General features: G+C 67.1%; 19 protein-coding genes. 3 read left to right on the top strand and 16 right to left on the bottom strand.

All coding sequences use genetic code 11. From position 1 onward, the window contains the following. Positions 1 to 38: 38 nt before the first annotated feature. From FV218_RS09825 to FV218_RS09810, 4 genes are all read right to left on the bottom strand, one after another. Positions 39 to 779 carry an ABC transporter ATP-binding protein gene (locus FV218_RS09825; protein ID WP_147709587.1) on the bottom strand — a complete coding sequence of 247 codons (741 nt, stop codon included), beginning with the start codon at positions 777 to 779 and terminating at the stop codon, positions 39 to 41. Then, the gene (locus tag FV218_RS09820; RefSeq protein WP_147709586.1) at positions 776 to 2,566 is read right to left on the bottom strand and encodes a branched-chain amino acid ABC transporter ATP-binding protein/permease; all 1,791 of its coding nucleotides are present in this window, start codon (positions 2,564 to 2,566) and stop codon (positions 776 to 778) included. The genes FV218_RS09825 and FV218_RS09820 overlap by 4 nt, the downstream gene beginning before the upstream one ends. After that, on the bottom strand, positions 2,563 to 3,438 hold the full coding sequence (locus tag FV218_RS09815) for a branched-chain amino acid ABC transporter permease (RefSeq protein ID WP_147709585.1): 876 nt from the start codon (positions 3,436 to 3,438) through the stop codon (positions 2,563 to 2,565). Before FV218_RS09815 ends, FV218_RS09820 begins: the two co-directional genes overlap by 4 nt. Before the next feature lie 63 nt (positions 3,439 to 3,501). Then, positions 3,502 to 4,695: an ABC transporter substrate-binding protein gene (locus FV218_RS09810; RefSeq protein ID WP_147709584.1), complete on the bottom strand. Its 1,194-nt coding sequence runs from the start codon at positions 4,693 to 4,695 to the stop codon at positions 3,502 to 3,504. A gap of 297 nt (positions 4,696 to 4,992) precedes the next feature. On the opposite strand from FV218_RS09810, the gene FV218_RS09805 reads away from it, so the two are divergent. Continuing rightward, positions 4,993 to 5,946, top strand: a complete 954-nt coding sequence (locus FV218_RS09805) for a LysR substrate-binding domain-containing protein (protein WP_147709583.1) — start codon at positions 4,993 to 4,995, stop codon at positions 5,944 to 5,946. 757 nt (positions 5,947 to 6,703) lie between these two features. Here the strand turns inward: FV218_RS09805 and FV218_RS09800 are convergent. From FV218_RS09800 to FV218_RS09770, 7 genes are all read right to left on the bottom strand, one after another. Further along, a complete protein-coding gene (locus FV218_RS09800) occupies positions 6,704 to 8,443 on the bottom strand; it encodes an HWE histidine kinase domain-containing protein (RefSeq protein ID WP_147709582.1) in 1,740 nt (579 codons plus the stop codon). Further along, a complete protein-coding gene (locus tag FV218_RS09795) occupies positions 8,434 to 9,582 on the bottom strand; it encodes a hybrid sensor histidine kinase/response regulator (protein WP_147709581.1) in 1,149 nt (382 codons plus the stop codon). The genes FV218_RS09800 and FV218_RS09795 overlap by 10 nt, the downstream gene beginning before the upstream one ends. A gap of 14 nt (positions 9,583 to 9,596) precedes the next feature. Next, positions 9,597 to 10,022: a response regulator gene (locus FV218_RS09790; RefSeq protein ID WP_147709580.1), complete on the bottom strand. Its 426-nt coding sequence runs from the start codon at positions 10,020 to 10,022 to the stop codon at positions 9,597 to 9,599. After that, entirely contained in the window at positions 10,006 to 11,145 is a 1,140-nt protein-coding gene (locus FV218_RS09785; RefSeq protein WP_147709579.1) for a PAS domain-containing sensor histidine kinase, read from the bottom strand. The genes FV218_RS09790 and FV218_RS09785 overlap by 17 nt, the downstream gene beginning before the upstream one ends. A gap of 59 nt (positions 11,146 to 11,204) precedes the next feature. After that, a complete protein-coding gene (locus tag FV218_RS09780; protein WP_246685058.1) occupies positions 11,205 to 13,619 on the bottom strand; it encodes a PAS domain-containing protein in 2,415 nt (804 codons plus the stop codon). A gap of 105 nt (positions 13,620 to 13,724) precedes the next feature. Beyond that, on the bottom strand, positions 13,725 to 16,532 hold the full coding sequence (locus tag FV218_RS09775) for a PAS domain S-box protein (protein WP_246685057.1): 2,808 nt from the start codon (positions 16,530 to 16,532) through the stop codon (positions 13,725 to 13,727). Further along, positions 16,523 to 17,353 (bottom strand): Crp/Fnr family transcriptional regulator, encoded by an 831-nt coding sequence (locus tag FV218_RS09770; RefSeq protein WP_147709577.1) that lies wholly within the window; start codon positions 17,351 to 17,353, stop codon positions 16,523 to 16,525. The genes FV218_RS09775 and FV218_RS09770 overlap by 10 nt, the downstream gene beginning before the upstream one ends. A 207-nt stretch (positions 17,354 to 17,560) precedes the next feature. Between FV218_RS09770 and FV218_RS09765 the strand changes: the two genes are divergently transcribed. After that, positions 17,561 to 17,770, top strand: a complete 210-nt coding sequence (locus FV218_RS09765) for a hypothetical protein (RefSeq protein ID WP_147709576.1) — start codon at positions 17,561 to 17,563, stop codon at positions 17,768 to 17,770. 87 nt (positions 17,771 to 17,857) lie between these two features. On the opposite strand, the gene FV218_RS09755 is transcribed toward FV218_RS09765, so the two are convergent. From FV218_RS09755 to FV218_RS09735, 5 genes are all read right to left on the bottom strand, one after another. Then, positions 17,858 to 20,518, bottom strand: coding sequence for an MHYT domain-containing protein (locus tag FV218_RS09755; protein ID WP_187273016.1), 2,661 nt, complete (start codon positions 20,516 to 20,518; stop codon positions 17,858 to 17,860). 260 nt (positions 20,519 to 20,778) lie between these two features. Further along, positions 20,779 to 21,765, bottom strand: a complete 987-nt coding sequence (locus FV218_RS09750; RefSeq protein WP_147709574.1) for a mechanosensitive ion channel domain-containing protein — start codon at positions 21,763 to 21,765, stop codon at positions 20,779 to 20,781. An 83-nt stretch (positions 21,766 to 21,848) separates the two neighbouring features. Next, positions 21,849 to 22,670 carry a mechanosensitive ion channel domain-containing protein gene (locus FV218_RS09745; RefSeq protein ID WP_246685056.1) on the bottom strand — a complete coding sequence of 274 codons (822 nt, stop codon included), beginning with the start codon at positions 22,668 to 22,670 and terminating at the stop codon, positions 21,849 to 21,851. Between the two features lie 5 nt (positions 22,671 to 22,675). After that, the gene (locus FV218_RS09740) at positions 22,676 to 23,851 is read right to left on the bottom strand and encodes a hypothetical protein (RefSeq protein ID WP_147709572.1); all 1,176 of its coding nucleotides are present in this window, start codon (positions 23,849 to 23,851) and stop codon (positions 22,676 to 22,678) included. Between the two features lie 174 nt (positions 23,852 to 24,025). Then, positions 24,026 to 24,418, bottom strand: coding sequence for a heme utilization protein (locus FV218_RS09735; protein ID WP_147709571.1), 393 nt, complete (start codon positions 24,416 to 24,418; stop codon positions 24,026 to 24,028). 220 nt (positions 24,419 to 24,638) lie between these two features. On the opposite strand from FV218_RS09735, the gene FV218_RS09730 reads away from it, so the two are divergent. Continuing rightward, entirely contained in the window at positions 24,639 to 26,006 is a 1,368-nt protein-coding gene (locus FV218_RS09730) for a carbohydrate porin (RefSeq protein ID WP_147709570.1), read from the top strand. The last annotated feature ends 110 nt before the right edge of the window (positions 26,007 to 26,116 follow it).

Genomic DNA, 26,116 nt, shown 5'->3' with positions numbered 1-26,116 from the left:
TCTCCGTCGACTGAGTCGCGGGGCGGGCCGCCCCGGGATCAGGCGGCCTTCTTCTTGCCGAGGAACGCCGCCATGACGTCCGGGTCCCGCGCCAGGACGGCGCTCGGCCCTTCGCGCTCGACGTGCCCATGCGCCACCACGTAGGCGTAGTCCGCGATGGCGAGGGCGTATGCGGCAAGCTGCTCGACGAGAAGAATGCTGAGGCCCTGGCGGTTGAGATCGCGCAGGATGCCGATGAGCTGTTCAACGATCTTCGGCGCGAGGCCGAGGGAGAGTTCGTCGATGACGAGGAGGTCCGGCTCCGTCATCAGGCCGCGGGCGATGGCGAGCATCTGCTGCTCGCCGCCCGACATGCTGCCGGCCGGTTGCTGAAGGCGCTCGCGCAGGCGCGGAAACAGGGTCAGGGACCGTTCCAGGTTGCGTTTGGCCTCGAGCCGCTTCAACCCGCCGTGGACGTAGGCCCCGAGGATCAGATTGTCCTCAACGCTCTGGTCGGGAAACAGCATCCGGCCCTCGGGCACCATCACGAGCCCGCGCGCGACCTTGGCGTGGGCGGCCAGGCGCGTCGTGTCCTCGCCCTTGAACATCACCCGCCCGGCGGCAGGCCGGACGAGGCCGGTGAGGCCACGCATCAGCGAGGTCTTTCCGGCACCGTTGTTGCCGATCACCGCGACGAGCTGGCCGGGCCGGACCGAGAGGTTCGCCGCGCGCAGGGCCGTGGCGGCGCCGTAGCGGACCTCGAGACCCTCGACGGAGAGTAGGGGATCGGGAATGCTCATGCGGCCTCCGTCACGGATGCTTGCACCAGAGGGCTGCCGAAATAGGCCTCGATCACCCGAGGATCGACCTGGACGACGGAGGGCGATGCGCTGGCGATGATCTGGCCATAATCCAGCACCGTCACGGTGTCGGCCACCGCCATGATCAGGTCGACGTGATGCTCGATCAGCAGGATCGAGACGTCCAGGTTGGCAATTTTCCGGATCATGAGCTCCAGGTCGTCGATCTCCCCGCTGGTGAGGCCGGCAGCCGGCTCGTCCAGCAGGAGCAGGCGGGGCCGGGCGGCGAGGGCCCTGGCGATCTCCAGGCGGCGCTGGTGGCCGAACGGCAGGAAGCGCGCAGCTTCGTTGGCATATTCGGCCAATCCGACGAGGTCCAAGAGGCCGATTGCGGCACGGCGGCATGCGTCCTCCTCGCGCTGGAAGCCGGGGGTCCGCAGGAGGGCGCCGGCCAAGCCGTAGCGCCGGCGTTGCTCGACCCCGACCATGACGTTCTCCAGCACGCTCATCTCGCCGAACAGCTCGGTGTTCTGGAAGGTGCGGGCGAGGCCGAGCCGGGCGATCCGATGCGGCTTGCGGCCCGCGAGCGGGATGCCATCGATGCTGAACGAACCTTCGGTTGGAGCGTAGAAGCCCGAGATCGTGTTGACGAAGGTCGACTTGCCGGCACCGTTCGGACCGATGAGGGCATGGATTTCACCGGGTCCGACGCGGACCGAGGCCGCCGACAGCGCCGTCAACCCGCCGAAGCGCACGGTCAGACCGTCCGTCACCAGTTCGGCCGCTCCGCGCGCACCGTCCCGCAGGAACTCGGCTGCTGGGATGCCCTCACGCGGATCGATGCCGCGCGCCACCGGCCGCAGACGGCCTGACAGTTTGCTCAAGGTGCCGAGAATCCCCCGCGGCAGGCCGAACATCACGAGGAGGAGGAGCGCCCCATAGGCGAACTTCTGCCACTCGGCGAACTGCTGCAGCAGCTCCGGAAGGTAGGTCAGCACGGCCGCGCCGATGACGGGACCGAACGTCGAGGCCGCACCGCCGAGGATGACCATCAGCAGGAAGCGGATCGAATCCGAGAAGGTGAAGATGTCCGGCGAGATGTAGGCGTTGAGGAACGCGTAGAAGCTGCCGGCGATTCCGGCGGTCGTGGACGCCACCACGAAGGCCAGGGTGCGGATCGCCGTCACGTTGACGCCGAGGCTGCGCGCTGCGGTCTCGCTCTGGGAAACCGCCAGCATGGCCCGGCCATAGGCCGACCTCTTGAGGTGATGGGCAAGCAGGGTGACGGCGAACAGGGTGACGGCGAGAACCCCGTAGAAGGCGTAGCCCGTCAGCGGGATACCGAGGATGTTAGGGCCTGGAATGCCGCTAAGGCCCGTGGTGCCGCCGGTCAGCGACTGCCACTCGATGGCGACGTTCTCGACGATGAGGCCGAAGGCGATGGTCACCACCGCGAGATAGACGCCCCGAACCCGGACCGTGGGATAGGCCAGGAGGACGCCGAACAGGCCGGACACTACGGCCGCCCCGAGGCTAGCGAACAGGATGTCGAAGCCGAATCGGGTTGCCAGGATGCCGCCCGTGTAGGCGCCGAGGGCGAACAGGCCGGCCTGACCGAGGGAGACGAGGCCGGTTAGCCCCACGAGCACGTTCAGGCCGACGGCGATGATCCCGTAGATCAGGAAGAGCATGAAGAGCCGGAGCTCGTACTCGTTGCCCGCCGTCAGGGGGACGGCGACGAGGGTCAGCGCGAGAAGCGCGAAGCCGAGGCGGAAGAGCGCGTTCATACCTTGAAGATTTCCCGCTTGCCGAACAGACCCTGGGGAAAGGCGAGAAGGACGATGATCATCGAGCCGAAGCCAACGATCTCGCGGGCGGCCGTCGAGACGTATCCTTCGACGAATTTCTCCATAACGCCGAAGATCAGGCCGGCCACGACGACGCCGGGCGCGCTGGTGATGCCGCCGATGATCGCGACGGCGAATCCCTTCAGGCCGAGCAGCACCCCCATGGTGGCGGAGACCTGGATGACCGGCGCGACCAGCACCCCGGCCCCGGCGCCGAACAGAGCGGCCAGCCCGAACGACAGCATCACGATGCGGTTGACGTCGATGCCCATGAGGGAGGCCGCTTGCCTGTTGTGTGCCACGGCCTGCATGGCGCGCCCGACCAGGGTCCGCTTCTGAAGCAGGCGGAAGCCGATCATCGCAACCACGGCAACGACCGGGATCAGGAGTTCCTGCGGATAGATGCCCGCCCCCCAGATCGTGATGGGCTTTGCGACCCCTGGTGAGGGCAGCGGGCGCGAGAAGCCGCCGAACTGCATCGTCGCCAGCGACTCGATCATGATGCCCACCGCGATGGTGGTGAGCATCCAGCCGATCGAGGCGTTCGTACCCGTGAAGGGCCGCACCGCGAAGCGCTCTAGCAAGACGCCGAAGACCCCTCCCGCGGCGATGGCGAGCAGACAGGCGAGCGGCAGGGGAAGGCCGGCATCGACCCCGAGCACCGCGAGCACGGCTCCGAGCATCAGGGTGTCACCATGGGCGAAGTTCACGGCCCTGGCGGCGGACCACATGATATGGAAACCGAGCGCCACCAGGGCGTAGATCCCGCCGATGGAGAGGCCCGAGAGGCTGTATTGCAGCGCTGTCGTCATGATCCGCATCCCGCCCTTCGCAGCGTGGGTCGACCGGCCACGAAGCGCCGGTCCGCAACCCGCTCAGTTCGCCTTGCCGTAGGGCGTTTGCGCGATCGGCAGCAGCTTGCCGTCGGACCAAACGGTGAGCTTGTAGTCGCGCGGCAGAATTGCGTCCTGGCGCTCGGGGTCCGAGGCGTCGAAGGCCGGGGCATACTTGGCGACCAACCCGTCATGGCTGACGCCGTACAACCCCTCGCGAACCTTTTTCCAATCGTAGGCGCCGGCCTTCTCGATCGCCTTGGCGACGATGAAGACCGCGTCGTAGGCGTTAGCCACGCCAGAGCCCATCTTGATCTGCGCGGGATCCTTTAAGCCGTACTTGGCCTGGATCTTGTCCCAGAGCGCCTCGCCTTTCGGGTCGAGATCGCCCATGAAGCTGTAGGTCTGCACGACCTCGACGCCGTTGGCGAGCGGCCCGGCAAGCTCACCGAGATTACCGGCGATGCCCCAGGCACCGATGATCGTTGGCTTGTACCCGACTTTATCCATCGAGCGCAGGATCTGGTTGCCCTCGCGGTCGAGGGCCCAGAATAGAGCCACGTCCGCGCCGGCATCCCGCGCGCGGATCGCCTGCGGGGTCATGTCCTGATCGTTCCAGTTAAAGGTCTCCGTCGCAACGAGTTGCTTACCGGCCTTCGCGACGGCGTCCTTGACGTCGGGCAGTGCGCCGTTGCCCCAACCGGTATTCTCGTAGAAGAACGCGATCTTGCCTGTTTTCGAGACCTTCGCGGCCTGCTCGACGAGGAATCGAGCGACCCATTTGTCCTTAGCCGAGACCCGGAACATGTAGTTCGGGCTGCGGCCGTTCTCGATTGCCTGCGTGTTCGCGGCGAGCACGCCGACAAACGGGATACCAAGCGCGTGCACCGGCTCGACCTGCGCGACCGATACGGTCGAGTGATAGCCTCCAAGGATTACCACGCACTTGTCCGCCAGGGCGATGCGGCGGGTGTTGTCGACGCCGCGGGGCGGTGCCCCGGCATCGTCGTACTGGACGAAACGCAGCGGCTTACCCAGTACGCCGCCCTTGGCGTTGATCTCTTCGATGGCAATTTCGGCGCCCATCCTGATGGCTTGACCGCCGAAGGCTGCGGGACCCGTGATGGCTGCGGAATTTCCGATGCAGGATTCTTGCTGCGCTAGCACGGACGTCGGCACGCCAAGGGCGATCGGAGCAGCCAGGACGAGGCTGCACAAGTATCTCTGCGCCGTCATGCAAAACTCTCCGATTATCAGATATGCGTCGCTGGATAGCGCTCGCTCCACCCCGAACACCTATGAGATTGCTCACTCGAGGCGGCGATGATCAAAGACCGATTTCCGATACTCACTATAGGAAAAAACTATCGGCTCTATCGATAGGCAATAGAAATCAAGGTCGATCAGCACCAACCTATTGAAAAACATTTGGAAATATCTTATTTGTGCCCATAGGATAGGCACATTGCTTCCTGGCATAGCATTGACGCGCGCCTCAAAATTTGCGGATCTCTCGCGTGAAAGCGAGCATGCATGGATCTTCGTCAGCTTCGGTACTTCGTGCAGATTGCGGAGAGTGGGAATGTCTCCCGCGCGGCCGAAGTTCTGGGCGTGGCCCAGCCGTCGCTCAGTCAGCAGATTCGAAATCTCGAAAACGAACTCGGCGCTGAGTTGCTCTTCCGCCACGCTCGCGGCGTCACGCCAACCGAACAGGGCCTGACATTCTACGAACATGCCCGCCGCATCCTGCACGAAGTCGAAAGGGCAAAGGACACCGTACGCTCCCAGGCGACGAGCCCGAGCGGACGCATCTCCATCGGCCTGCCGACGTCCGCCTGCCGTGGTCTGGCGCTGCCGCTCCATGAAGAAACCGCCAAGGTGCTGCCAAACATCACGCTTCATATCGTCGAGGCGATGAGCGGCACCCTCGACGAGTGGATACAGGCCGGTCGCCTCGACGTTGCGCTACTCTACGACCACAAAGCTTTCGAGCATGTGGCCTGGACCGAAATGATGATTGAGGACCTGATGCTCATCATGCCTTCGGGCCACCCGATCGCCTGCCAAGATCAGATCGGGTTCCCGGATGTTTTCCGGCTGCCATTACCGCTCGTGTTGCCTGGACGTCCGAACATCCTTCGCGTTGTAATCGAGCAATTGGCCGCACGCCACGAGGTCACGCCGACGGCAATCGATTGCGAGAGCCTGCCAGCCATAGCGGAACTCGTGCGGTCGAAAAAGTACGCGGCGATTATGCCGCATTTCGCTTTATCTGCGGAGATCGCGCGAGGCGAGATGGTCGCTATCCCAATCGTAGATCCAACACCTTCTTGGCGGCTATCGGTCGTAGTTTCTCAGCGCACGTTAAACGGTCGCGGGAGCGAGGGGGTCGCGAAGGTACTTGCTTCAGTGATTGGAGAACTAGTTGAGAGTAATGCATGGCGAGCAAAACTGAAAAATAATGGAAAACTCCCTGTCATTCGTTAGTTTTTATTTATAAATTCGATATTTGATTTGATATATAGCAGATTAAATATCGAATATATTAATATAATCAATTTTCAGGAACGCCTCCGGTCGTAATCTTCTTTCTTAAGCGAACGTTCGCTTCGCAGATCTCGTTTCTTCAAAACGGACTGGCAAAATTCTACCCAAGCCGGTCATAGAGCGGACCAGCCGGTCTCGACCCAACCCAGCTGTTCAGACTCTCAAAGCAACGCCGGAAAGCGGACGTCGAGCGGACCAGCTCCTTCCTATGTTGCCCGGCGAAAGGGGGGGGATCCGCCATCTTACGCTCATTCAAGTGCATCACGGCGCAGGCCTGGCCATCGGTCGGGTACTCCTTCCCAAGAACGTATTCGTCGAGCCTGCTGGGTCGGCCAGAGCTCAGATCGCCCTCAATGCGGAACTTCGGGCGTTTTACGGCGAACGCTTCATCCTGCGCGACATCTCCGCCTCGCGCACATTTGGCAGAGGCACCATCGTCGGCATCGACGGCCCGCGACGCGATATTGGTCGGAAGAGCGGCAGGCGATGGTCCGCGCCCTCGACCAAGCCAACGATGGGCACGCGCTCGACGGCCTCCTCAAAGCCAGCCCAGCGGAGGTGGATCTCGGTCACTTCGCGGGGTCACGCAACGTTCCGGCGGCGGCCATAGACGCTCTCGCAGACACCGTCGGCATCGTGGAGATGGAGTCGCCCCGCGGTCCCATCGGTTTCTCAGGTGTGCGCATGTCCGATTTCTTCAATGTCGCTGACTGCGCGTCCCTAAATGCGCGGTCGCGAGCGGGCTCAAGTGGGCCACCCCGAGCGCAGTCAACGGGATGTCGAGGGTCACACGGAGGCCCGTCTCGGCGAAATCGAGGTCGATCTCGCCATCGAGCTCGCGCTCGACGCTGACTGCGATCAGCCGCGTGCCGAACCCCCGACGCGTCGGCGGAGCGGTCGGCGGGCCGCCGGTCTCATGCCACTCCAAGAGGAGCCGACGGCCTTTGCCGGCGTCGGCCATGACCGACCATGCGATACGAACCTCGCCTCCGGGTACGGACAGCGCGCCGTGCTTGGCGGCGTTGGTAGCCAACTCGTGCAGCGTCATCCCGAGGGACAGCACATGGCGCGGCGGAAGGTCCACGTCGGGACCGTCCACGACGAAGGTCGCGTCGCCACCCCGATAGGGACCGAGTTCGTTCTCCAACACCGCGCGCAAGGGAGCGCCCGACCAGTCGTCCCGAGTCAGGAGGTCATGGGTCTTCGACAGGGCGAGGATGCGTGCCTCCAGCCGCTCGCCTGGCGCCTCGCCGCCGCGCGTCGATTGCCGTGCCAGGGCCTGGACCGTGGCGAGGGTGTTCTTCACGCGGTGATTCAACTCGTGCAGCATCGTCACCTGCCGCTCCTGCATTGCGCGACCGTTGCGGACTTCGTCGCGAAGGTCGGCCTCGTTGCGTTGAAGGCTGCCGGCCATTGCGTCGAGCTTGCTGCCGAGGCGGCCGAACTCGTCGGCGCCGTCCAACCCAGTTCGGGCCGCGAGGTCTCCTGCCTGCCATTTCGATGCCGTCCGGAGCAGGCGGTCGAAGGGTCGCCGAATGAAGACGCGTCCCGCCAGAAGCGCGGCGGCCAGGGCAAGCACGGCCCCCAGCACGATCAGCACCACGCCCCTGCGGGTGGCGGCGTCCACGTCCGCGAAGGCGACCTTACGGTCGCGACCGACCGTCACCCAGGCGGACGACGCCGCGCCGCCGGGCTTGGCGTTGGCGAGGATGCGTTCGCGACCGTCGATGCCGAAGTCGACGCGGACACCCTCGCCACGGCTCATCACGATGCGCTGCCGATCCGGCGGCACCGGTTTTCCGACCCAACCATTCCCGTCGGGATAGCGAACCAAGATGATGCCGTCCTGGTCCGCCACCGTCACGGACGTGCTGGGCAGTCTCAGGTTGCGCCTAAGGTAACCGTCGAGCCACCCGAGATCGACGGCGACGGCGAGTACGCCGACCGTGCGCCCCTCCGCGTCTGGTAGCGCTTGGGCGAAGTGCAGCGAGTCCTTGCGGGAGGCATTGCCGTGGGCATAGGTCCCCATCACGAACGTGCCCTCGGCGACCGCGCGGCGCTGGTAGACCCGGTCGGGCACGGCGTAGGAGCCGGGTGCAGAGCCGAGGCTGTTGCACACGACGGTCCCGTCCGGCCGAGTCAGCGCGAACACTGCGAATTGCGGATTGTCGCGCACGGCCCGGCGTAGGTACTCGGTGCAGCCCGACGGCTCCATCGCACGGACCGCCGGGTCCTGAGCCAGGAAGTTGAGGGCTTGGCGGGCCGACTCCGCGACCTGCGAAAGGTCCTCCGCGACGGTGCGGGCCGTCGCCATCGTATCGGCGCGCACGATCTCGTCGCGCGAGGTGCGCAAGGCGTGCTCGTTGTAGCCCTGGATCGCCAAAGCGGGCGCGAGGGCGAGCAGGACGAGGAGCAGGATGCGGGTCGTCAGGGACATGAGGCGCCGACCGCTTCCGGAAGGGTAAAGCGGAAAGTGGTGCCTTGGTCCGGTAAACTTTCGACGGTCAACTCGCCGCCCTGACGCTCCACGAGGTCGCGGCAGAGTAGGAGCCCCAATCCGCTGCCGCGCTCGCCCGCCGTGCCGTTCGTCGTGCTGCGTCGGTCGAGCCGGAACAGGTCGGCCACCTTGCCAGCGGGCATGCCGACGCCAGTATCGGAGACCGTGATCTCGACGCCGCTCCCGGTCCGCCGGCCGGCAACCGTGATCGTCCCTCCCGGCAGCGTGAACTTGACAGCGTTGCTCACGAGGTTGCGCAGGACCGTGGCCAGCATGTCCCGTTGCGCGCGGACGGTGGTTCCCTGGCAGTCGATGGACAGGGTCAGACCCTTGTCGGCAGCCGCCTCGGCGGCGCCCTGCATCACTTCCGCCCCCACCGTGCCGAGGGCTACGTCGGTAATGGTGACGGCCATCGTGTCCATCTGCAGGCTCGCCCAGGAGAACAGGCTCTCCAGCAGGGCGTAGGCCTGGGTGGCGGCGTCGTTGATGCCCTTGGCCCGGCGCTCGATGGAGGCGTGGTCCCGCGTCGCCACCGCCTTGGTCAGGACTTCCGACAGGCCGAGCAGCGACTGGAACGGATTGCGCAGATCGTGGGCGATGATCGAGAACAGCAGGGTCTTCTGCCTGTTCAGGGTGTCGAGCTCCATGGACTTCGCCTCGGCCTCGCGCCGCGCCTCATCGAGTTCGGCCTGGAAGCCGCGTCGCGCTTCCGCGTAGCGGATCGCCCGAGCCAGGCTCGACGGGGTCGCCTCCGCCTTGGCGAGGTAGTCCAGGGCGCCGGCCCGCATCAACCGGAACGCGAGGTCCTCGTCCGCCTCGCCGGTCAGCATCAGAACGGCGTGCCCCTCGCCCGGGAGGGCGAGGAGGGAGGCCAGGAGATCGAACGTATCGACGTCCGGAAGGCGGTAGTCGAGCAGGATGCAGTCGAACGCGCCCTCGCGCGCGAGGCGCAGGCCGGTCGTGCCGTCCGGTGCCTCGGTCAGCACGTGCTTGAGCCCGGACTTCTTCAGGGCGCGGCGCACGGAGGTCCGGTCGACGGCGTCGTCGTCGATCAGCAGAATTCGGGTCGGGGATTCCACGTTCGTGCCGAGCCCTATTGCGGGAACTCGACCACCTTCCAGAAGTGCTCCAGCATGGAGACCGCCTCCATGAAGGTGTTGGCCGGGTCCCGCTTGACGATGTAGCCGGCGACGTTGTGCCCGTAAGCCCGCATGCGGTCCTCGTCCGCCTTCGAGGTGGTGATCATGAACACCACGGCGGTGCGCAGATCCTCATCGGCCCGGATCTCCTCCAGGAACTCGATGCCGTTCATCCGCGGCATGTTGAGGTCGAGGAGGATCAGGTGGGGCTTCGGCAGCTTCTCCTTACCGTTCTGGCCGCGCAGAAATTCCAGCGCCTCGATGCCGTCGCGGGCGACGGTGATCGGGTTGCCGATCTTGCTCTTCTTGAAGGCGCGCTTGAGGCCCTGGACGTCGACCTCGTCGTCGTCGACCAGCAGCAGATTAACCGTCGAACCCATCCGAATTCCCCTTCGCGCCGTCCTGCGGCCACGTGAAGTGCACCGAGAGGCCGCGTCCCCCCCGGCCCTCGGTCAGCCAGACCTTGCCGCCCTGGCGCTCGACGAGTTTCCTGACGATGGCCAGACCCATGCCGCTGCCCTCGACCTCGTCGCGGGGCCTCAGGGTCTGGAACATGCCGAACACGCGCTCGCGGAATTGCTCCGGGATACCCGCACCGTCGTCCGTGACAACGAACTCTACCATATCCGCAGACGGCTGCGCATCGACCCGGACGTGGCCCTCCCCCGGGCGGTCGTGGTGCTTGATCGCGTTCCCAATGAGGTTCTGGAACGCCTGGGTCAGGGGGGCCTTCGCGGCCTTGACGGTCGGCAAGTCGTCCGCGGCGACGATCTCGAACCCCTCGGGCGGGCTCACCAGCTGGGCGAGTTCCTCGACGAGGGCCTTGGTGTCGACTTGCGCGAAGGCGACGTCGGCGCGACCCGCGCGCGAGTAGGCGAGAAGGTCGTCGAGCAGGCTCTCCAGGCGCTGGACGCGGCTCTTCAGTAGATCCATGTTGGTCTGGACGTCGCCGGTCAGCGCGCCTTCGAGATCCTCCTCGATCCAGCCGACAAGGTTCTCGATACCCCGGAGCGGCGCCTTAAGGTCGTGCGAGGCGACGTAGGCGAACTGTTCCAGCTCCTCGTTCGTGCGGCGCAGGTCGACGGCATGGCGGGCCAGCCGCCCCTCCATGCGCTTGCGGTCGGTGATGTCGGTGTTCGTCCCGTACCAGCGGATGACGCGTCCCTCGGCATCGCGAAACGGGTTGGCGAGCGAAAGGAACCAGCGGTATTCGCCGGTGGCGCTGCGAAGCGGGAAGGTGTCGTTCCAGGGCTCGCCGGCCTTGAAGGCGCGCGAGATCCGCTCGACGACCCGGTCCACGTGGTCGGGGTGGTGGACGGCCTTCCAGCCCCAGCCCTTCATAGAGTCGATGGTCGTGCCCGTGTAGTCGTACCAGCGCTGATTGTACCAGAAGATGTCGCCGTCCGCGTCCGCGATCCAGGCCATCTGGGGCAGGGTGTCGGCGAGGTTGCGGAAGTCGGCCTCGTCTGGGGCGGTAGGTCTTGGCTCCGCTGCGTCGTTCATCTGTTCTCGGACCTTCGGGTTCGAGGTGTATCCCGGATCACCGGGTGTCGTAATGCCCATCATCGACCGGCTTCCGCACGCGCGTCCCTGCGCACCATCGCAACCCGACGCAGGATGCGCGAGAGCTCCTCGACCGAGTAGGGCTTGCGCAACAGGTCGAGGCCGCCCGTGCCGCCCTTGGCGAGTACGTGGCTATAGCCGCTGGTGAGCACGACCGGCAGGTCGGGATGCTGCCTCCCGATCTCGCGGGCGAGCGCTACGCCGTCCATCCCGGGCATCACCACGTCGGAGAAGACCACGTCGAAGCGCTCGGCGTCCCGGTCGAGTTCGGCGAGCGCCTTTTGGGCGTCGACGGCCCAGACGGTGCAGTAGCCGAGCTCGGCAAGGGTCTGCGTCGCGAAGGTGCCGACGTCGACGTTGTCCTCGACCACCAGCACGCAGGTGCCATGGCCCTCGACCAGAGGGGCGGGCTCCGGCGACTGGACGGCCGCCGGGGCGGCGGTGCCTGAACGGGGTAGATAGATCGTGAACGTCGTGCCGCGGCCCACCGCGCTGTCGACCTGGACCTCGCCGCCCGACTGCTTGGTGAAGCCGAACACCTGCGACAGGCCAAGGCCGGTGCCATGTCCGACGCCCTTGGTGGTGAAGAACGGCTCGAAGATCCTTCCGAGGTCATCGGGCGCGATGCCCGTGCCGGTATCGGTCACCGACACCGCGATGAAATCGCCCGGTAGGAGGGGATGCGAGCGTATGGCCGGGATGGCCACGGCCGGCCTGACAGCGATATCGAGTCTGCCCTCGCCGTCCATCGCGTCGCGGGCGTTGACCACGAGGTTGACGATGGCTGTGTCGAACTGGCTCGGGTCGGCGTCGACGAGGCAGGTTTCCTCGGGCGCCTCAACGTGGACCGCGATGCGCGAGCCGGTGAGCGTCCCGACCATGTCGCCGACCGACATCAGGCTTCGGGCGACGTCGAACACCTCCGGCTTCAGTGCCTGTCGCCGGGCAAAGGCAAGCAATTGTCCCGTGAGCTTGGCGGCCCGGTCGACGGTCTCGGAGATCGCCCCGACGTAGCGGAGCCTACGTTCCTCGGCGAGACCGGGTCGCTTGAGCAGGTCGGTCGAGGACTTGATCACGGTCAGCAGGTTATTGAAGTCATGTGCCACGCCGCCGGTGAGCTGGCCGATGGCTTCCATCTTCTGGGCCTGCCGCAGGGCTTCCTCGGCGACCTGGAGGGCCTCGGTGCGTTCGCGCTCGACGGTGAAGTCCCGCCCGACCGCGTTGATGACGCCGGCGTCCGGCCGGGTCGACCACGAGATCCAGCGGTAGCCGCCGTCCTTGTGGCGGTATCGGTTGTCGAAGCGCGCAAGCGACCGTCCCTCGGCGGAGGCCTTCGCGCCCTGGACGGTGCGCTCCACGTCTTCTGGATGGATCAGGTCGAACAGGTTGCGCCCGACGAGTTCCTCCTCCGACCATCCGAGGACCGTTTCCCAGGCCGGGTTCACCGCGACGATGGCCCCGTCGAACCCGCAGCGGAGCATGATGTCGGATGACAGCTGCCAAAGCGCGTTGCGGTCGTGGGTCCTCTCAGCGACGCGGCGCTCCAGGGTTTCGTTCGTCTCCCGCAGGTGGCTCTCGACCTGCTTACGGTCAGTCACATCGAGCACAAACACGTAAAACCCGTCGACGCTATCGTCCTCCGCACGGCGCGGCATGTAGCGGATGTCGGCGACCCGCGGACGTCCGTCGACGTAGGGCCAATCGAGTTCGAGCCGCGCTCGTTCGCCCGCCAGCGCGGCCTCGAAGGCCCCGCGTCGCGCTTCGAGGCCGGTGGCGTCGACGAACTCTCCGACGTGGCGCCCGATCACGTCCGCGGGCGCCAAGCCGAACCAGTCCTCGAAGGCACGGTTAGCGAAGCGGTAGACCAGGTCGCGGTCGATGAACGCGATCAGCACCGGCAGGGCGTCGGTGACGAGCAGGAGCTCGGCCTCCCGCGCGCGCAGTGCGCGCTCGGTAAGGACGCGTTGCGTCGTCTCCGTCACGGTACAGAGTAGGCCCATGACCGTATCAGCCTCGTCATAGACCGGCGAGTACGAGAATGACCACCACGTCTCCTCCTCGACGCCACGCCGGGCCATCGTCAGCGGCAGGTCGTCGAACCGGCTGGCGGTGCCGGCGAATGCCTTCTCGACCGCCGGGCGGACATGGTCCCAGACGTCGGACCAGAGTTCGGGCATCGTGGCGCCCAGCGCCCAAGAAAGCCTAGGCCCGAGGATGGGACGGTAGGTGTCGTTGAAGAGGAAGGTCAGCTCCGGCCCCCACGCCAGGAACATGCTCTCCGGCGATGCCAGGATCAGGTTGACGGCGACCTTCAGCGCGGCGGGCCAGCCATCCACCGGACCCAATGGCGTGCGATTCCAATCGTGGGCGCGCATCATCGCACCCATCTCGCCGCCGGCGTTCGGGAACGTCATCGAACGCGTGCTGGTCTCATCGGGCATGCAGGGCGGTATCTGGCATCCGGGGGGAGTAGGGCCGCAGCGACAACGGCGGGATCGCCCAGGTGTTGCCCGACGATCTCAAAGGGCATCCTGGAAGTTGGCGAGCGGTGCCTCGACGACGCAACGAACGCCGTCCGCCGGGTAGCTCAGAGCCACCTTCCCATCGACCGCGCCGACGAGGCCGCGCTCGATCAGTCGCGTGCCGAACCCCTTTCGCGATGGCGCGACGACCGGGACGCCCCCACTCTCGCGCCAGGAGATGGCGAGCGTCCGCGCCCCGTCCCCACCCGCCAGGGTCCAGGCGATGTCTACACGGCCCCGCGGCGTCGATAGGGCGCCGTACTTCGCCGCGTTGGTGGCGAGCTCGTGGATCATCAGGGCGAGGGCTAGGGACGCCTTGCCGCCGATTTCGACCGCGGGGCCGCCGTAATGCACCCGTCCCGATCCGTCGTCCTGCAGCCCGACCGCGCCGCGGATCACGGCTTCCATCGCTGCGTGCTCGGCCGCGCCCCCGAGCAGCAGGTCGTGGGCCTTGCCTAGCGTGATCAGCCGGTCGGCGAGGACCTCCTTGGCCACCTCGATGTCGGTGGCGCCGCGCAGGGTGTTGGCCGCGATGGCCTGCACCATCGCCAGCAGGTTCTTCATGCGGTGGCTGAGCTCGCCGTTGAGCAGGTCGCGCTGCTCCTCGGCCCGCTTGCGCGCGTCGATGTCCGAGACGGCCGCGACGGCCCCGGTCACGGACCCGTCCGGTCCCAGGACCGGGACCGCAACGATGTAGATCCAGGTCTCGGTGCCGTCCCGCTGCGGGTACCGCACCTGCAACTCGGCACGTGCCTCGCCGTACTGGATCACCCGTGCGAGTGGATAGTCCATCGGATCGACCGGGCTGCCGTCGGCATGGACGGCACGCCAATCCCCGTAGGCCACGCCCCCGGGAGAACGCAGCACGGGGTGGCCGAGGATCTCCTCGATCCGCGCGTTCCCGCCGACGATGCGGCCGGATGGGGCCTCGGCGAAGAGGATGCCGACCGGCACGGTCTCCAGGATCGAGCGCTGGCTCGCCTCGCTGGCGAGCAGCGCCTCCTCGGCCTTTCGGTTGGCCGTCACGTCGCGCGAGACGGCGAGCAGCTTGGTCACCACACCGTCGTCATCGCGGATCGGCGTAACCTGGACGTCCCACCACTTGGGAGCGCCCTTCAGGGTGCATGCGGGGCCGGCGAAGCGCCCGATGCCTCCGGACCGCGCCGCCTCGACGGCGGCCCAGGCCTCGCTTTGGTCGGCGTCGGCCCAGAACGCCGGCCACTCCCTGCCGCCGACCTGATCGAAGTCCTCGACCTCCAGGATTCGTCGGCCACCCTCGTTCATGAAGCGGATGCGGGCATCGAGGTCGAGCACCTTGATGCAGTCGGCCGAAGAATCGAGCACGCCTCGAAGGAACGCCTCGCTGGCCTGCAGGCGGGCGGCGGCGTCGCGCTGCTCGGTCCGGTCGCGCAGGATCTTGAGGAAGCCGATGGCGGCACCGGCCTCGTCGCGGAGCGCCATCATCTCGCCGTTGGCCCAGAAACGAGTGCCGTCCTTGCGCAGGTGCCAGCGCTCGTCGACGCCGCGGCCATGGTCTAGTGCGGCCTGCATCTCCTTGGTGGCGATGCCGTCGGCGCGATCCTCGGGTGTGAAGAACACGTCGGCCGGACGACGCACCATCTCGGCCGGTTCCCAGCCGAGGATGCGCGTGGCACCCTCGTTCCAGTCGTCGACGATGCCGTCGAGGTCCATGACGATGATGGCGTAGTCGATGGCGCTGTTGAAAACCGCCCTGTAACGGTCCTGGCTCGCCTGGACGTTTCGGCGCGCCTCGGCCTCGCCGACCTGCGCTAGGCCCGCGGAGACGGTGCCGGCGAACAAGCCGACGATCTCGATGTCGCGTTCGGTGAAGGCGCCGACGCGGCTGGACTGGACCTTGAGGACGCCGATGGGCTCGCCGCCGCGCGTGATCGGCACGGCCACGCACGAGCGCAGCGAGAGGCGCTCGATCAGGTCGCGCTTCACATTCGGATCGTCGAGGACGTCCGCTACGACCCTTGCCTGGCGGGACAGGAGGCAGGCGCCCGCGAGACTTCCGATCAACGGCAGGCGCAGCCCGGCATGGCGGGCGAGGTTGCCCGCCCCGGAGCGGTAGACGAGCTCCTCGCCCTCCCGCATCTCGATGACGCCGCCCTCCGCCTGCGGCAGCGCCCGCAACGCGCCGTCGACCACGGCTGCGAGGATGTCGTCGAGCCGTCCCCCCGCCGCCGCCACGGCGGCCTGGGTAGCGAGCAGGGCCTCGTGCTGGACGACGGTGGCGCGCTGCCGTTCGAGCATGGCGTCGCGCTCGCCCAACGAACGGCGGAGCTCCAGCTGCGCCATGACCTGTCCGGCGAGCGCCCTGAGGGATTCGGCCTGGTCCTCGGTCAGGCCTTGCGGACGGGGGGCGACGTCGATCACGCACAGGGATCCCAGATGCTCGCCGCTGGCCGCCCGCAGAGGCACACCGGCGTAGAAGCGCAGGAACGGGGCGCCCGTGACCAGCGGGTTGTCCCGGGTACGCGGATCCAGCCTTAGGTCGGGGATGACGAGGAGGTCGGGCTGCCCGAGGACGTGCGCGCAGACCGATTGGTCCAGCGTGGTCTGGCAGGGCTCGAACCCGACCCGCGCCTTGAACCATTGCCGGTCGCCGGCCACGAGGCTGACCAGCGCAACGGGCACGTCGCAGGCCTTCCTGGCGAGATGGACGATGTCGTCGAACCCTTTCTCGGGCGGGGTGTCGAGGATGGCGTAGGCGTCGAGCGCCGTCAGCCTGGCAGCATCGAGGACCACTGGCGGGATGGATGGGATGGTGGTCACGAGCACGGTGTCGCCTCCCGAAGTTCCGGCAGGATGGCCTCGGGACGGGGCTTCGGCTCGGTCCCGGGCTCGGTCGCCTCGACCGCGACGATCCCGCCGTCGGGCGCGTAGATCGCCCCCAGGACGGTACGGAAGTGCCGGCGCACACGGGCGTGGCAATCGCAGCAGGCGGCTTCCGTCCGCGCACGGTCGAGCATGTGGATGCGGCCGCGCCCGACATGGATCAGTCCCCGGTCTTGGAGCCGGCCGAGGACGGTGGTCACGTAGGTGCGCCCGATCCCGAGCATGTCGCCGAGCACGGCCTGGGTGACCGGCAGGGCGTCGGTGCCGAGCCGGTCCTGCAAGCCCAGCAGCCAACGCAGGACCCGTTGCTCGATGGGGTGGGCGGCGTTGCAAGCGACCGACTGCAGGACCTGCGAAAGCAGGCAGTCGGCATAGCGTACGAACAGGTCGTTCAGGGTCGGGGAAGCGCGCTTGGCCTCACGCAGGCGGTCCGCATCCATACGCAGGACCGCGCCCTCGATCTGGACAACGCACTTGGTGAAGGCCGGCAGGTAGCCGTGGCTGACCACGCCGCCGACGGCGCCCTCGTGCCCGACCGTGGCGGTCTCGACCGTCCGACCCCCATCCATCGGCACGACCAGGGTCGCCACGGTCCGGTCGAGCGGGAAGGTGACGTGCGAAACGTCCTCGTCGACCTGGAACAGCACGTCGCGGCGCGAATGCTCCCGACGGGAGAGGTGGGGCGCCAGCAACGCGACGTCGCCCGGCGCGAGCGCAGCGAGGAGCAGGTTGCCCTCGAAGGGATGGGCCGGTTCGCTCGACATGGGAATTGGGAGTTCCAGGCGCGATGCGTGCCCTAGGCGCTACGTTTCATGGCATGCCCGGCGACTGCCCACAATCAGACATTAAACGGTTTGCGACACGGTTCCGTTATCTGGTGGACCAAGCGACGGCCCGGGGCGGCCGGAACCTGAATAGGACGTGGCAACTTGGCGTCTCGCACCGGCCGACCGCCGGCGGGGAGGAGCGCCATGTCGAGCGACACCGAACGGCACCGCGAGCTGATGGACGGGCTCAGGTCGGCGATGGGCAAGAACGACGGGTCATTCGAGCAGGCCGTGACGAAAGCCTTCGAGCACGTCTTCGACCACTTGGGACGCCTAAACTCCCACACCTCGCTCGGCGGGGCCGACGGGGAGGAACGGCAGGTAAAATACGGGGAGTCCGCGACCCTCAGGTAGGCTTTCGGACGCCTCGCAGACCTGGACCCTCGCGGGGGTAGGGCCGCGGGGTCTCCCGGCTACCGAACCGGGTGATCCCATTTGGCTTCAGGTGCCCAGCGTTTCCCTAGCCGGGGCGTCCGCATCGCCAGCAATCTGGCGGTTGTCTAGCTTTCGCAACTCGGTGGCGATGTCCTGAAGGCTGGTATCGCCCTTCCGAAGGACGCGGTCGGCCTCGGATAGCCGTTCGCGTTCCTCGGCGGTGACGTTCCGGGCGCTGAGCACCACCACGGGCACCTCAACGCAGCTGGGTAGGACCCGCAGGCGGTCGAGGAACGAGAATCCGTCCATCACCGGCATGGTGAGGTCCAGCAGGATCAGTCGCGGCACGCCGTGCCTCACCTGGTCGAGCGCCTCGCGACCGTCCCCGGCCTCGCGCACGGTCCAACCGTGGCGTTCCAGCACGGTCCTAAGGCGATGGCGCATGTCAGCGTCGTCGTCGATCACGAGCACGTCGCCGTCCGCCGCCCTAAACTGCTCCAAGATCGTCCGGAGCCTCGTCCAGTCCACAGGCTTGGGCACGGCCTCGACCGCACCGAGCGAGGCGCTCAGCGCCGCGTCGGCGACGAAGCTGACCATCACCACCGGGATGCCGGCGGTCTCCGGATCAGCCTTGAGGGCGGCGAGCACCGACCAGCCGTCCATGTCCGGCATCATCACGTCGAGCAGGATGGCGCGGGGCTTGAGCGTCCGGGCGAGGTCGAGGCCGATGCGCCCGTCGCCCGCCGTTCGCACGGCGAAGCGCTGGCGTTCGAGGAACCGGGTCATCAGTTCGCGCTGGCTGGCTTCGTCGTCGATGACCAGCACGAGGTCGCCCGTCGAAGCATGGTTCTCCGGAGACGTCGGCACCACCTCCATGTCCCGGTCCGGGGCGACGACCGGGATGCGCAGCGTGAAGCTGGTCCCATGGCCCTCAACGCTCGTCACGGTGATTTCACCACCGAGCAACTGGGCGAAGGCGCGGCTCAACGCCAGCCCGAGGCCGGTCCCGCCGAACCTGCGCGTGGTGGTCTCGTCGGCTTGCGTAAAGCGTTCGAACAGGCGCCCGACCTGATCGGGGCTCATGCCGATCCCGGTGTCCTCCACCGTGAACGCGAGCCACGCACCGGCCCCGTCGATCTCGCGCTTGACCCGCAGGGTGATGGTGCCGCCCTCGGTGAATTTGGCGGCGTTCGAGAGCAGATTGAACAGGCACTGGCGCAGCTTCACCGCGTCGGTTCGGGCGTGGCCGGCATCCGCGGCGATATCGAGGATTAGGTCGTTGCCCTTCTTCCCGACCAGGGCGCCGACGGTGCCGGCGGCATCCGTCGCGAAGGCGGCGACGTCGATGTCCTCGGGATCGAGCTCCATCTTCTCGGCCTCGACCTTCGAGAGGTCGAGCACGTCGTTGATTAGTCCAAGGAGGTGCTTGGCGTTGGACTTGATCTTGCCGAGGTCCTTCAGCAGGCTGTCCTGCCCGAGTTCCTCCGCCTCCTCCTCAAGCATCTCGGAATAGCCGATCACCGCGGACAGCGGCGTCCTGAGCTCGTGGCTCATGTTGGCGAGGAAGCGGCTCTTGGCCCGGCTGTGTTCCTCCGCGGCGTCCCGCGCCTCTTTCAGCGCGACCTCGGATCCATGGCGCTCGGTGATGTCCTCGTGGACGCCGACCCACTCGCGGACCGTGCCGTCGGCGTCGCGCACCGGTACCGCGCGGGCCACGTACCGTCGCCATTCGCCGTCGGCGGTGCGCACACGATGCTCGACGGTGTAGGGGGCCTCGGCGCGCAACGCGGCGGTCCAGGTGGCCACCGTCGATGGAAGGTCCTCAGGATGGATCGCCTTCGCCCAGCCGGCGCCCATGTACTCTTCCGGGACGTGCCCGGTGATGCCGGCCCACCCCGCCTGCTCCTCGACGAAATGCCCGGCGGCGTCGGTGGTCCACATGATGCCGTTGACAGCCCTGACGGCGGATCGGAAGCGCTCCTCGCTGACGTGCAGGCGGCGCTGCACCCGGCGCTGGTCGAGCGAGGAGGCCATCATCGCCAGGAACAGGATCAGGAAGGTGACGCCGGCCACCGCCAGGGCGACGTCCCGCTGGCCGGTCGCCAGGGTGGTCACGTGCGCGGCGTGAGCGCCGGCCTCCTGTGCGGTGAAGGTCGCCGCCGCCATGCCTGTGTAATGCATCCCGGCGACCGCCAGGCCCATCACGCAGGCGGCGGCGAGCTTCTGCCAGGGCCGGTTGCGTCGAAATGTGAGCCACAAGGCGGCGGTGGCGGCGGTAACCGCGATGGCGACCGAGACGGCGACGACCGCCGGGTCGTAGGCGAGGTTGCCGGGCACCCGCATTGCCGCCATGCCGGTGTAGTGCATCGCCGCCACGCCAACACCCATAAGTGGGCCCGCGACCAGCAGGGACCGCGTGCCAGTGCCTCGGCGAGCCACCCAGGCGAAGGCGGCGGCGGTCACGCCGACGGCGATCAGCAGCGACAAGAGTGTCAGGCCTAAGTCGTATGCGGCGGGCAGCCCCATCTCGAAGGCGAGCATTCCGACGAAGTGCATCGACCAGATGCCCCCGCCCATCGCCACCGCCGCGCCCGCTCCCCAGGCCCAGCGCGGACCGACGTCCGGCCGGCGCACCCGCGCGCCGAGGTCGAGCGCTGCGTAGGACGCAAACACCGCGATGACGATGGAGAGCGCGACGAGGAGCGGATCGTATCCGGTGTGGACCATGGGACTTCCGGTGTGTGCACGCGGTCCGTACCACCGAATGGCAGCGACCTCGGGGCACTCGCTTATTCGTGAACAAGCCGGACGATCCGGTTTCCTACGTTTGGTAGCGGTATTCGGAGCGCCCGTGGCGGGCCGGACGCGCATCTCCGTCGCGTAGATGCATGCCTAGAGGAGAAAACGGACGCAGGCCGCCAAGGCGACCGTCGAGGCGAGCGAGACGCCGAGCGCTGTCAGGGCAGCCAGGAACGGCATCGCGGTCGTCATTCAGCGGCTTCCGAGGAGGAGGCGGCATGCCCCATGCGCCGCCGTCCGGCGAGCTCGACGGGCGGTAGTCCGACGATGTCGTAGGTGGCCGAGGCGATGCCGATGCCCGCGGCGTCGAGGCCTACCAGCATCTCGCGGCTCATCGCATCCTTGGCGCCTCGGATCTGGTGGGTGCCGAGGATGAAGCGGACGGTCAGCTCCAGCCAGTTGTCGGTGATCCGGAAGAACACGCGCGGCTCCAGGTCGATAGGCTCGACCCCGAAGCGGTCCTGCAAGTTCGTCTTGGCCTCGTCGGTCATGGCGTTCGTGTCCAGGGCATGCCGTTTCGCCGCCGCGAGCATGATCGCTTCGACCTTCGCGCGGTCGGCCTCGTAGGTGATCGGGATGGACATCTCCTCCCAGATGAACGGGAAGTCGCGGGTGTAGTTGAATACCGGCTCGGAGAAGATCTGCGCGTTGCTCACCGTGACGATGCGACCGGTGAACTGGCGGCTGCGCACCCACATGGCCGGGCTGCTGCCCTGCACTGCCGGCGGCTGGCCCATCTCCATGATCGTGGTCTGGATGAAGCCGAGGCGGAGCACGTCACCGCGCACGCCGCCCATGGTAATGCGGTCGCCCACCGTGAAGGTCGAGCCGCGCAGGATCACGAAGTAGCCGGCGACCGAGGTGACGACCTGCTGAAGGGCGAACGCGAGGCCGGCGGACATCAGCCCGAAGGCGGTGGCGAGGCGGGCGGGGTCGTTGAACCAGATCGAGAGCAGGCCGAGGACCAGCAGCACCGCCGCGAGGAGGCTGATGCCCTGGCGCGTCCAGAACTTGGTCTGGAGCGTGGAATGGTCGGTGCGGTTCAGGACCAGCCCGACGAGCGCCCGAAGGCCGATCCCGCCCCCGACGATCACCGCGATGAAGATCAGGGAGAGCAGGAGCTTTCGCCCGTTCTCGGCATTGACGCCGACCCAATCGATTCCGAGGAAATGCACGCGTTGATCCTTCGTGTGGACCTGGAAGCGAATGCGTCCAGGTCGGAATGGTCAGACTCGAAGCCGCGCTCGACGCCGCTCAGTCAGGTTGTCGGAGACGGCGTCAGCGCGACCGCCTCCATGGCCCCCGCGTCGGCGATGGCGAGCTTGCCGCGCACGGTCAGGTCGCTGACGAAGGCGAACTGGTCGCGCATGTCGAACGGGTAGGCGCGCAGCTTGTAATGCGTGCCCCAGGGCTCCTCATGCAGCACCACGCGGACCGATTTGCCGTAGTTCAGAAACGGGCTGGTCAGCGCCACGTCCTTCAGCAGCGCGCGAACGAGGGCGCCGTCGTGCCGGGGCAGCAGGTAGAAGTCGGCGACGCACTGCAGGGTCTCGGCGCCGTCGTTCGCGTTGGTGATCCGGTCAGTCCAGATCGTCGAGTGCGGGACGGTCACCGCGTTGTCGTCGGGCGTCTGCAGCAGGATCGCGCGTAGTCCGACGTTGCGCACCTCGCCATAGTCGGAGCCGACCTTGACCCAGTCCCCAGGGCGGTACGGTCGCTCGACCAGGGCCACCACCCCGGCGATCAGGCTGCTGACGTAATCCTTAAAGGCGAAGCCGATGGCGACGCTGGCCGCACCGGCGATGACAAGGAAGTTCTGCAGCGTGATGTTGAAGACGATGGGCACGATCCAGACGATGGCGAGCACCATCAGGAGCAATCGCGCGATGGGCACGGCCGCCAGGAGGTAGAGCCTCAAGCGGCTTGGGCCGCGCTCGGCGAGGTAGGGAAAGGTGCTGCGAACCAGCCAGATCGCCGCCCAGGTGCCGGCGACGATGAGCCCGATCTCCCAGAACCGGATGTCCTGGAGGCTGTGGACGAGCTGCACGCCCCCGTCCTGTACGTCCTGTGCGGTGGCCATGGCGTTCAAACCCGTCCCGCGGGAAAGCCCGCCGCTTCGAGGCCGTCTCGGATCGCCGGGTAGGCCGCCGCCCGGCAGCCGAACCGATCACCCTTGCGCTCTAGGAACCCGGCCCTGAGCAGGACGGGCAGGACGTTCGGTTCGCCGACCCCCGGCAGGACGAGGAGCAGTTCCTCGCGGGTCAGCGGCCCGTGGATCAGCAACGCGTGCAGGGCATGGAGGGCGGCCCCATCGTCCGAACCCGGCAGCAGGTACTCGTCGAGGGCGGCCACCCACAGGGTCTGCTCGCTGGCCTCTCCATCCGAGATCGCGGCCTTCGCGTCCTCGGCGATACCCGCGTCGTCACCCGTCCGAAGGCTACGCCGCCAGAGGTGCCAGGCGACCCAGGGTATGCCGAGGCTTCGCCCGGCCAGCTTGCGCAGGTAGTCGTTTCGCGGCGCGCCCGCTTCGTCGACGGCTAGCACGTCCTCGCCGTCGGCCGGCAGGCGGAACCGCATCGCCCCGGTGGCCTCGGAGGTCGAGAGTTGGACGAACCAGCCATGCAGGCGGAGGGCGTCGAACGGCTTCACCGTGACGGCGTCCGGCAGGAGGGCGTCGGCGCCGGTCGCCTTGGCGAGGTATGCCCAGGCCCAGGCGTTGCAGCCGACGACCACCGATCGGTCGAGCCCGTCGATGGCCGTGAGGAGCGCTCGCACGGCCCGAAGGCCATCCCGATGCCGCAGGAACCAGTCCTCCAGCCTGGGGATGACCAGGATGCCTGACCCGGTCAGATTCGGGAGCATGGGATCTTCCGCGGCGACGAGCGATTGCCGGTTAGGCGGCGCAAGGACCTGATGCCCCGCCTCCGACGCCCAGGTCTCGATGACCGCGTTCTCGTCGCAGGGCGGCAGCACCACGGTCAGGATGTGCGACCCGCCGGGCTGGCGATCCAGCCGCCTGCCGACGGTGGCCCCGATCTCGGCGAGGACCGGCCCGCAAGCGGGCGGAGCCACGACCTCGTCGAGACGCTTCAGCGTCGCGCGGTGCAGCTTGTCGTCGGCGATGAAGGGCTCGGACTTCTTGCGATGGAACAGGGCGATCAACCGACCGAGATATCGTCGAGCGATCTCCTCCTTCGGAACCGGCGGCGTCTCAGCATCGTCGAGGGGGATCAGGAACACGGGGCCTTCAGTCTCCGACATCGGTGCGCGGCATTCCCGTCCCACGTGCTCGATCACGTGAACCGCCAAGGTTCGTCGCGACGCCCGTTCGCGTCCGGCGGAACAGGGCGCACACCTGCGACCCTGCCCCTAGGTGGCTCGATGGGAGACGGGATGGGTCGAACTTGCGATGCCAGTCGCACCGACGCAGACCGGTCACCCGCCCCGACGCGCGGTCCAGGTACCGTTGCATGTAAACAGGCTGTCACCAGCCGATTTCCAGGTCCCGTCCCCGGCTCCCTTGCGGTCAAGGCTGCCCAAGATGCTGGCGGACATCGAGCCCTTCGTGATGGTCGCCCGAACGCCGCCCCCGGTCGCGACGCTCCCGTCCACGTCGATGCCGTCTCCCGGATAGGAGACGTCGCTGTTCTTGATCCGCACGGCGTAGGTCCGCCCGTCGGGACATGGTCCTTCCTTGGTCGAGACCGCGATGGACCAGGAGCCGTCGTAGTCGTCGGGCACGCTGAGCTTCTTCTCGGCGGCCGCAGCCGAAGTGACCGTCGTGGTCAGGGTCAACAACACAAGCAGGGTTCGGAGGCGGGGCGCCATCGTGGGCTGTTCCAATCGTCGTTCGGTAAAGGCAAGGTCGCGGGAAGCCTGCGTGGAGCGTCCACGATTTCGGTGAGCGCTATACGGAACATGGGCAGCGGCCTTATCCGCTGGCCATGGGGCATCGGGCGGTGATCAATGGTTCGATGCCGGCGAAGGTTCAGAAACGATATGTCGGAGCATCACCCGCGGTGAGCAGGTCGAAGCCTCGTGACGATGTGTGCGCGCCTTCGAGGGTGCGTTGATGCCTCTAGGAAACCGCCTTGTCGGGTTCGCTTCGCTGGTCGCCATCCTCGCCGTGGACGTCGGACCCGCTGTCGCCCGTGCGCTTCCGGCTGCCGAACGGGCCACGGACCTTGACCGCGGCGGCACGCGCGAATTGCCGGCCGAGGCGACCTTCTCCGACACGCCCTACAACGCCCGGGAGGCGCCATCCATCGCGAGTTCGCTTGGCCCATACGCCGACCCGGGCGGATACCGCGCGTTCCTCGCCAATCGCGGCATTACCTACACCCTGGACTACGTCGGCGAGGTGCTCGGCAACGCTACCGGCGGTCTCAAAAGGGGGGCATTGTATGAGGGCCGTCTCGATGTCCAGGTCACCGCCGACCTCGAACGCATCCTGGGTTGGGATCGCACCACGCTGCACGGCAACGTCTACCAGATACACGGTCGCGGCCTGTCGAGCTTCCACCTCGGCAACCTGCTCGTAGTCTCCGGTATCGAGGCGCTGGCATCGACCCGGCTGTTCGAGGTTTATCTGGAGCACCGCTTCGAGGGGAACGCCGTCTCCATCCGGATCGGTCAACTCGCCGCCGACTCCGAATTCCTACGCAGCCGCTATGCCGGGGTGTTCGTCAACGCGACCTTCTCCTGGCCGACCATCACCGCCGCCAACCTGCCCAGCGGCGGTCCGGCGTTCGTGCTGGCGACCCCCGGGGGCCGTGTCGAGTACCGGCAAAGCGAGACGTTTCGGGTGCGCGCCGCGGTCTTCAACGGCAACCCGGCCGGCGCCCGTATCGGCGAACCGCAGCGCATCGACGCCACCGGGTTGGAATTCCGGGTCAGCGACCCGCCCTTCGTGATCGCCGAGGCCGTGCTAGACTACGGAAAGAGCACGGTAAGCATGCCCGGCACCACCAAGATCGGAGCCTGGACGCATTTCGACCGGTTCAACGACCAACGGATTGCCACCAACCTGGTGTCCCTGGCCGATCCCGCGAGCAGCGGCATCGCCCGGCGGGTGCGTGGAAACGACGGCATGTACGCCATCGTCGACCAGCTGGTTTATCGGGCGCCTAAGGACGCGGATGCCGGCATCGGGGTGTTCGGACGGGTCTCCCTGAGCCCGTCCGACCGCAATCTCGTCGACCTCTACGCGGATGCCGGGATCAGCCTCAACGGACTGGTGTCAACCCGCCGCCACGATACGTTCGGCCTTGCCGTGGGCTACGCCCGGAATTCAGGTCGGTCGGCGGACCTCGACCGTGACGTGGCGCGGTTCTCCGGGGCGTCCTACCCGGTCCGTTCCAGCGAGATCGCCATCGAGGCGACCTATCAGGCGCGGATCGTGTCCGTCGTCAGATGATTTGGGACATTCAGCGGTGTTCAGGAGCGGAGGCTCTGGTCCATCTGGGGTGAGAGGTTAGGCGGCCTGCGCGTGGTGGCGCAAGCGGCGATCCATCAGGGTCTGGCGCT

The sequence above is a fragment of the Methylobacterium sp. WL69 genome, from assembly GCF_008039485.1.
Classification (GTDB): Bacteria; Pseudomonadota; Alphaproteobacteria; order Rhizobiales; family Beijerinckiaceae; genus Methylobacterium.
The sequence above is the reverse complement of the archived record's forward strand: the minus strand, read 5'-3'. Positions and strand labels throughout refer to the sequence as shown.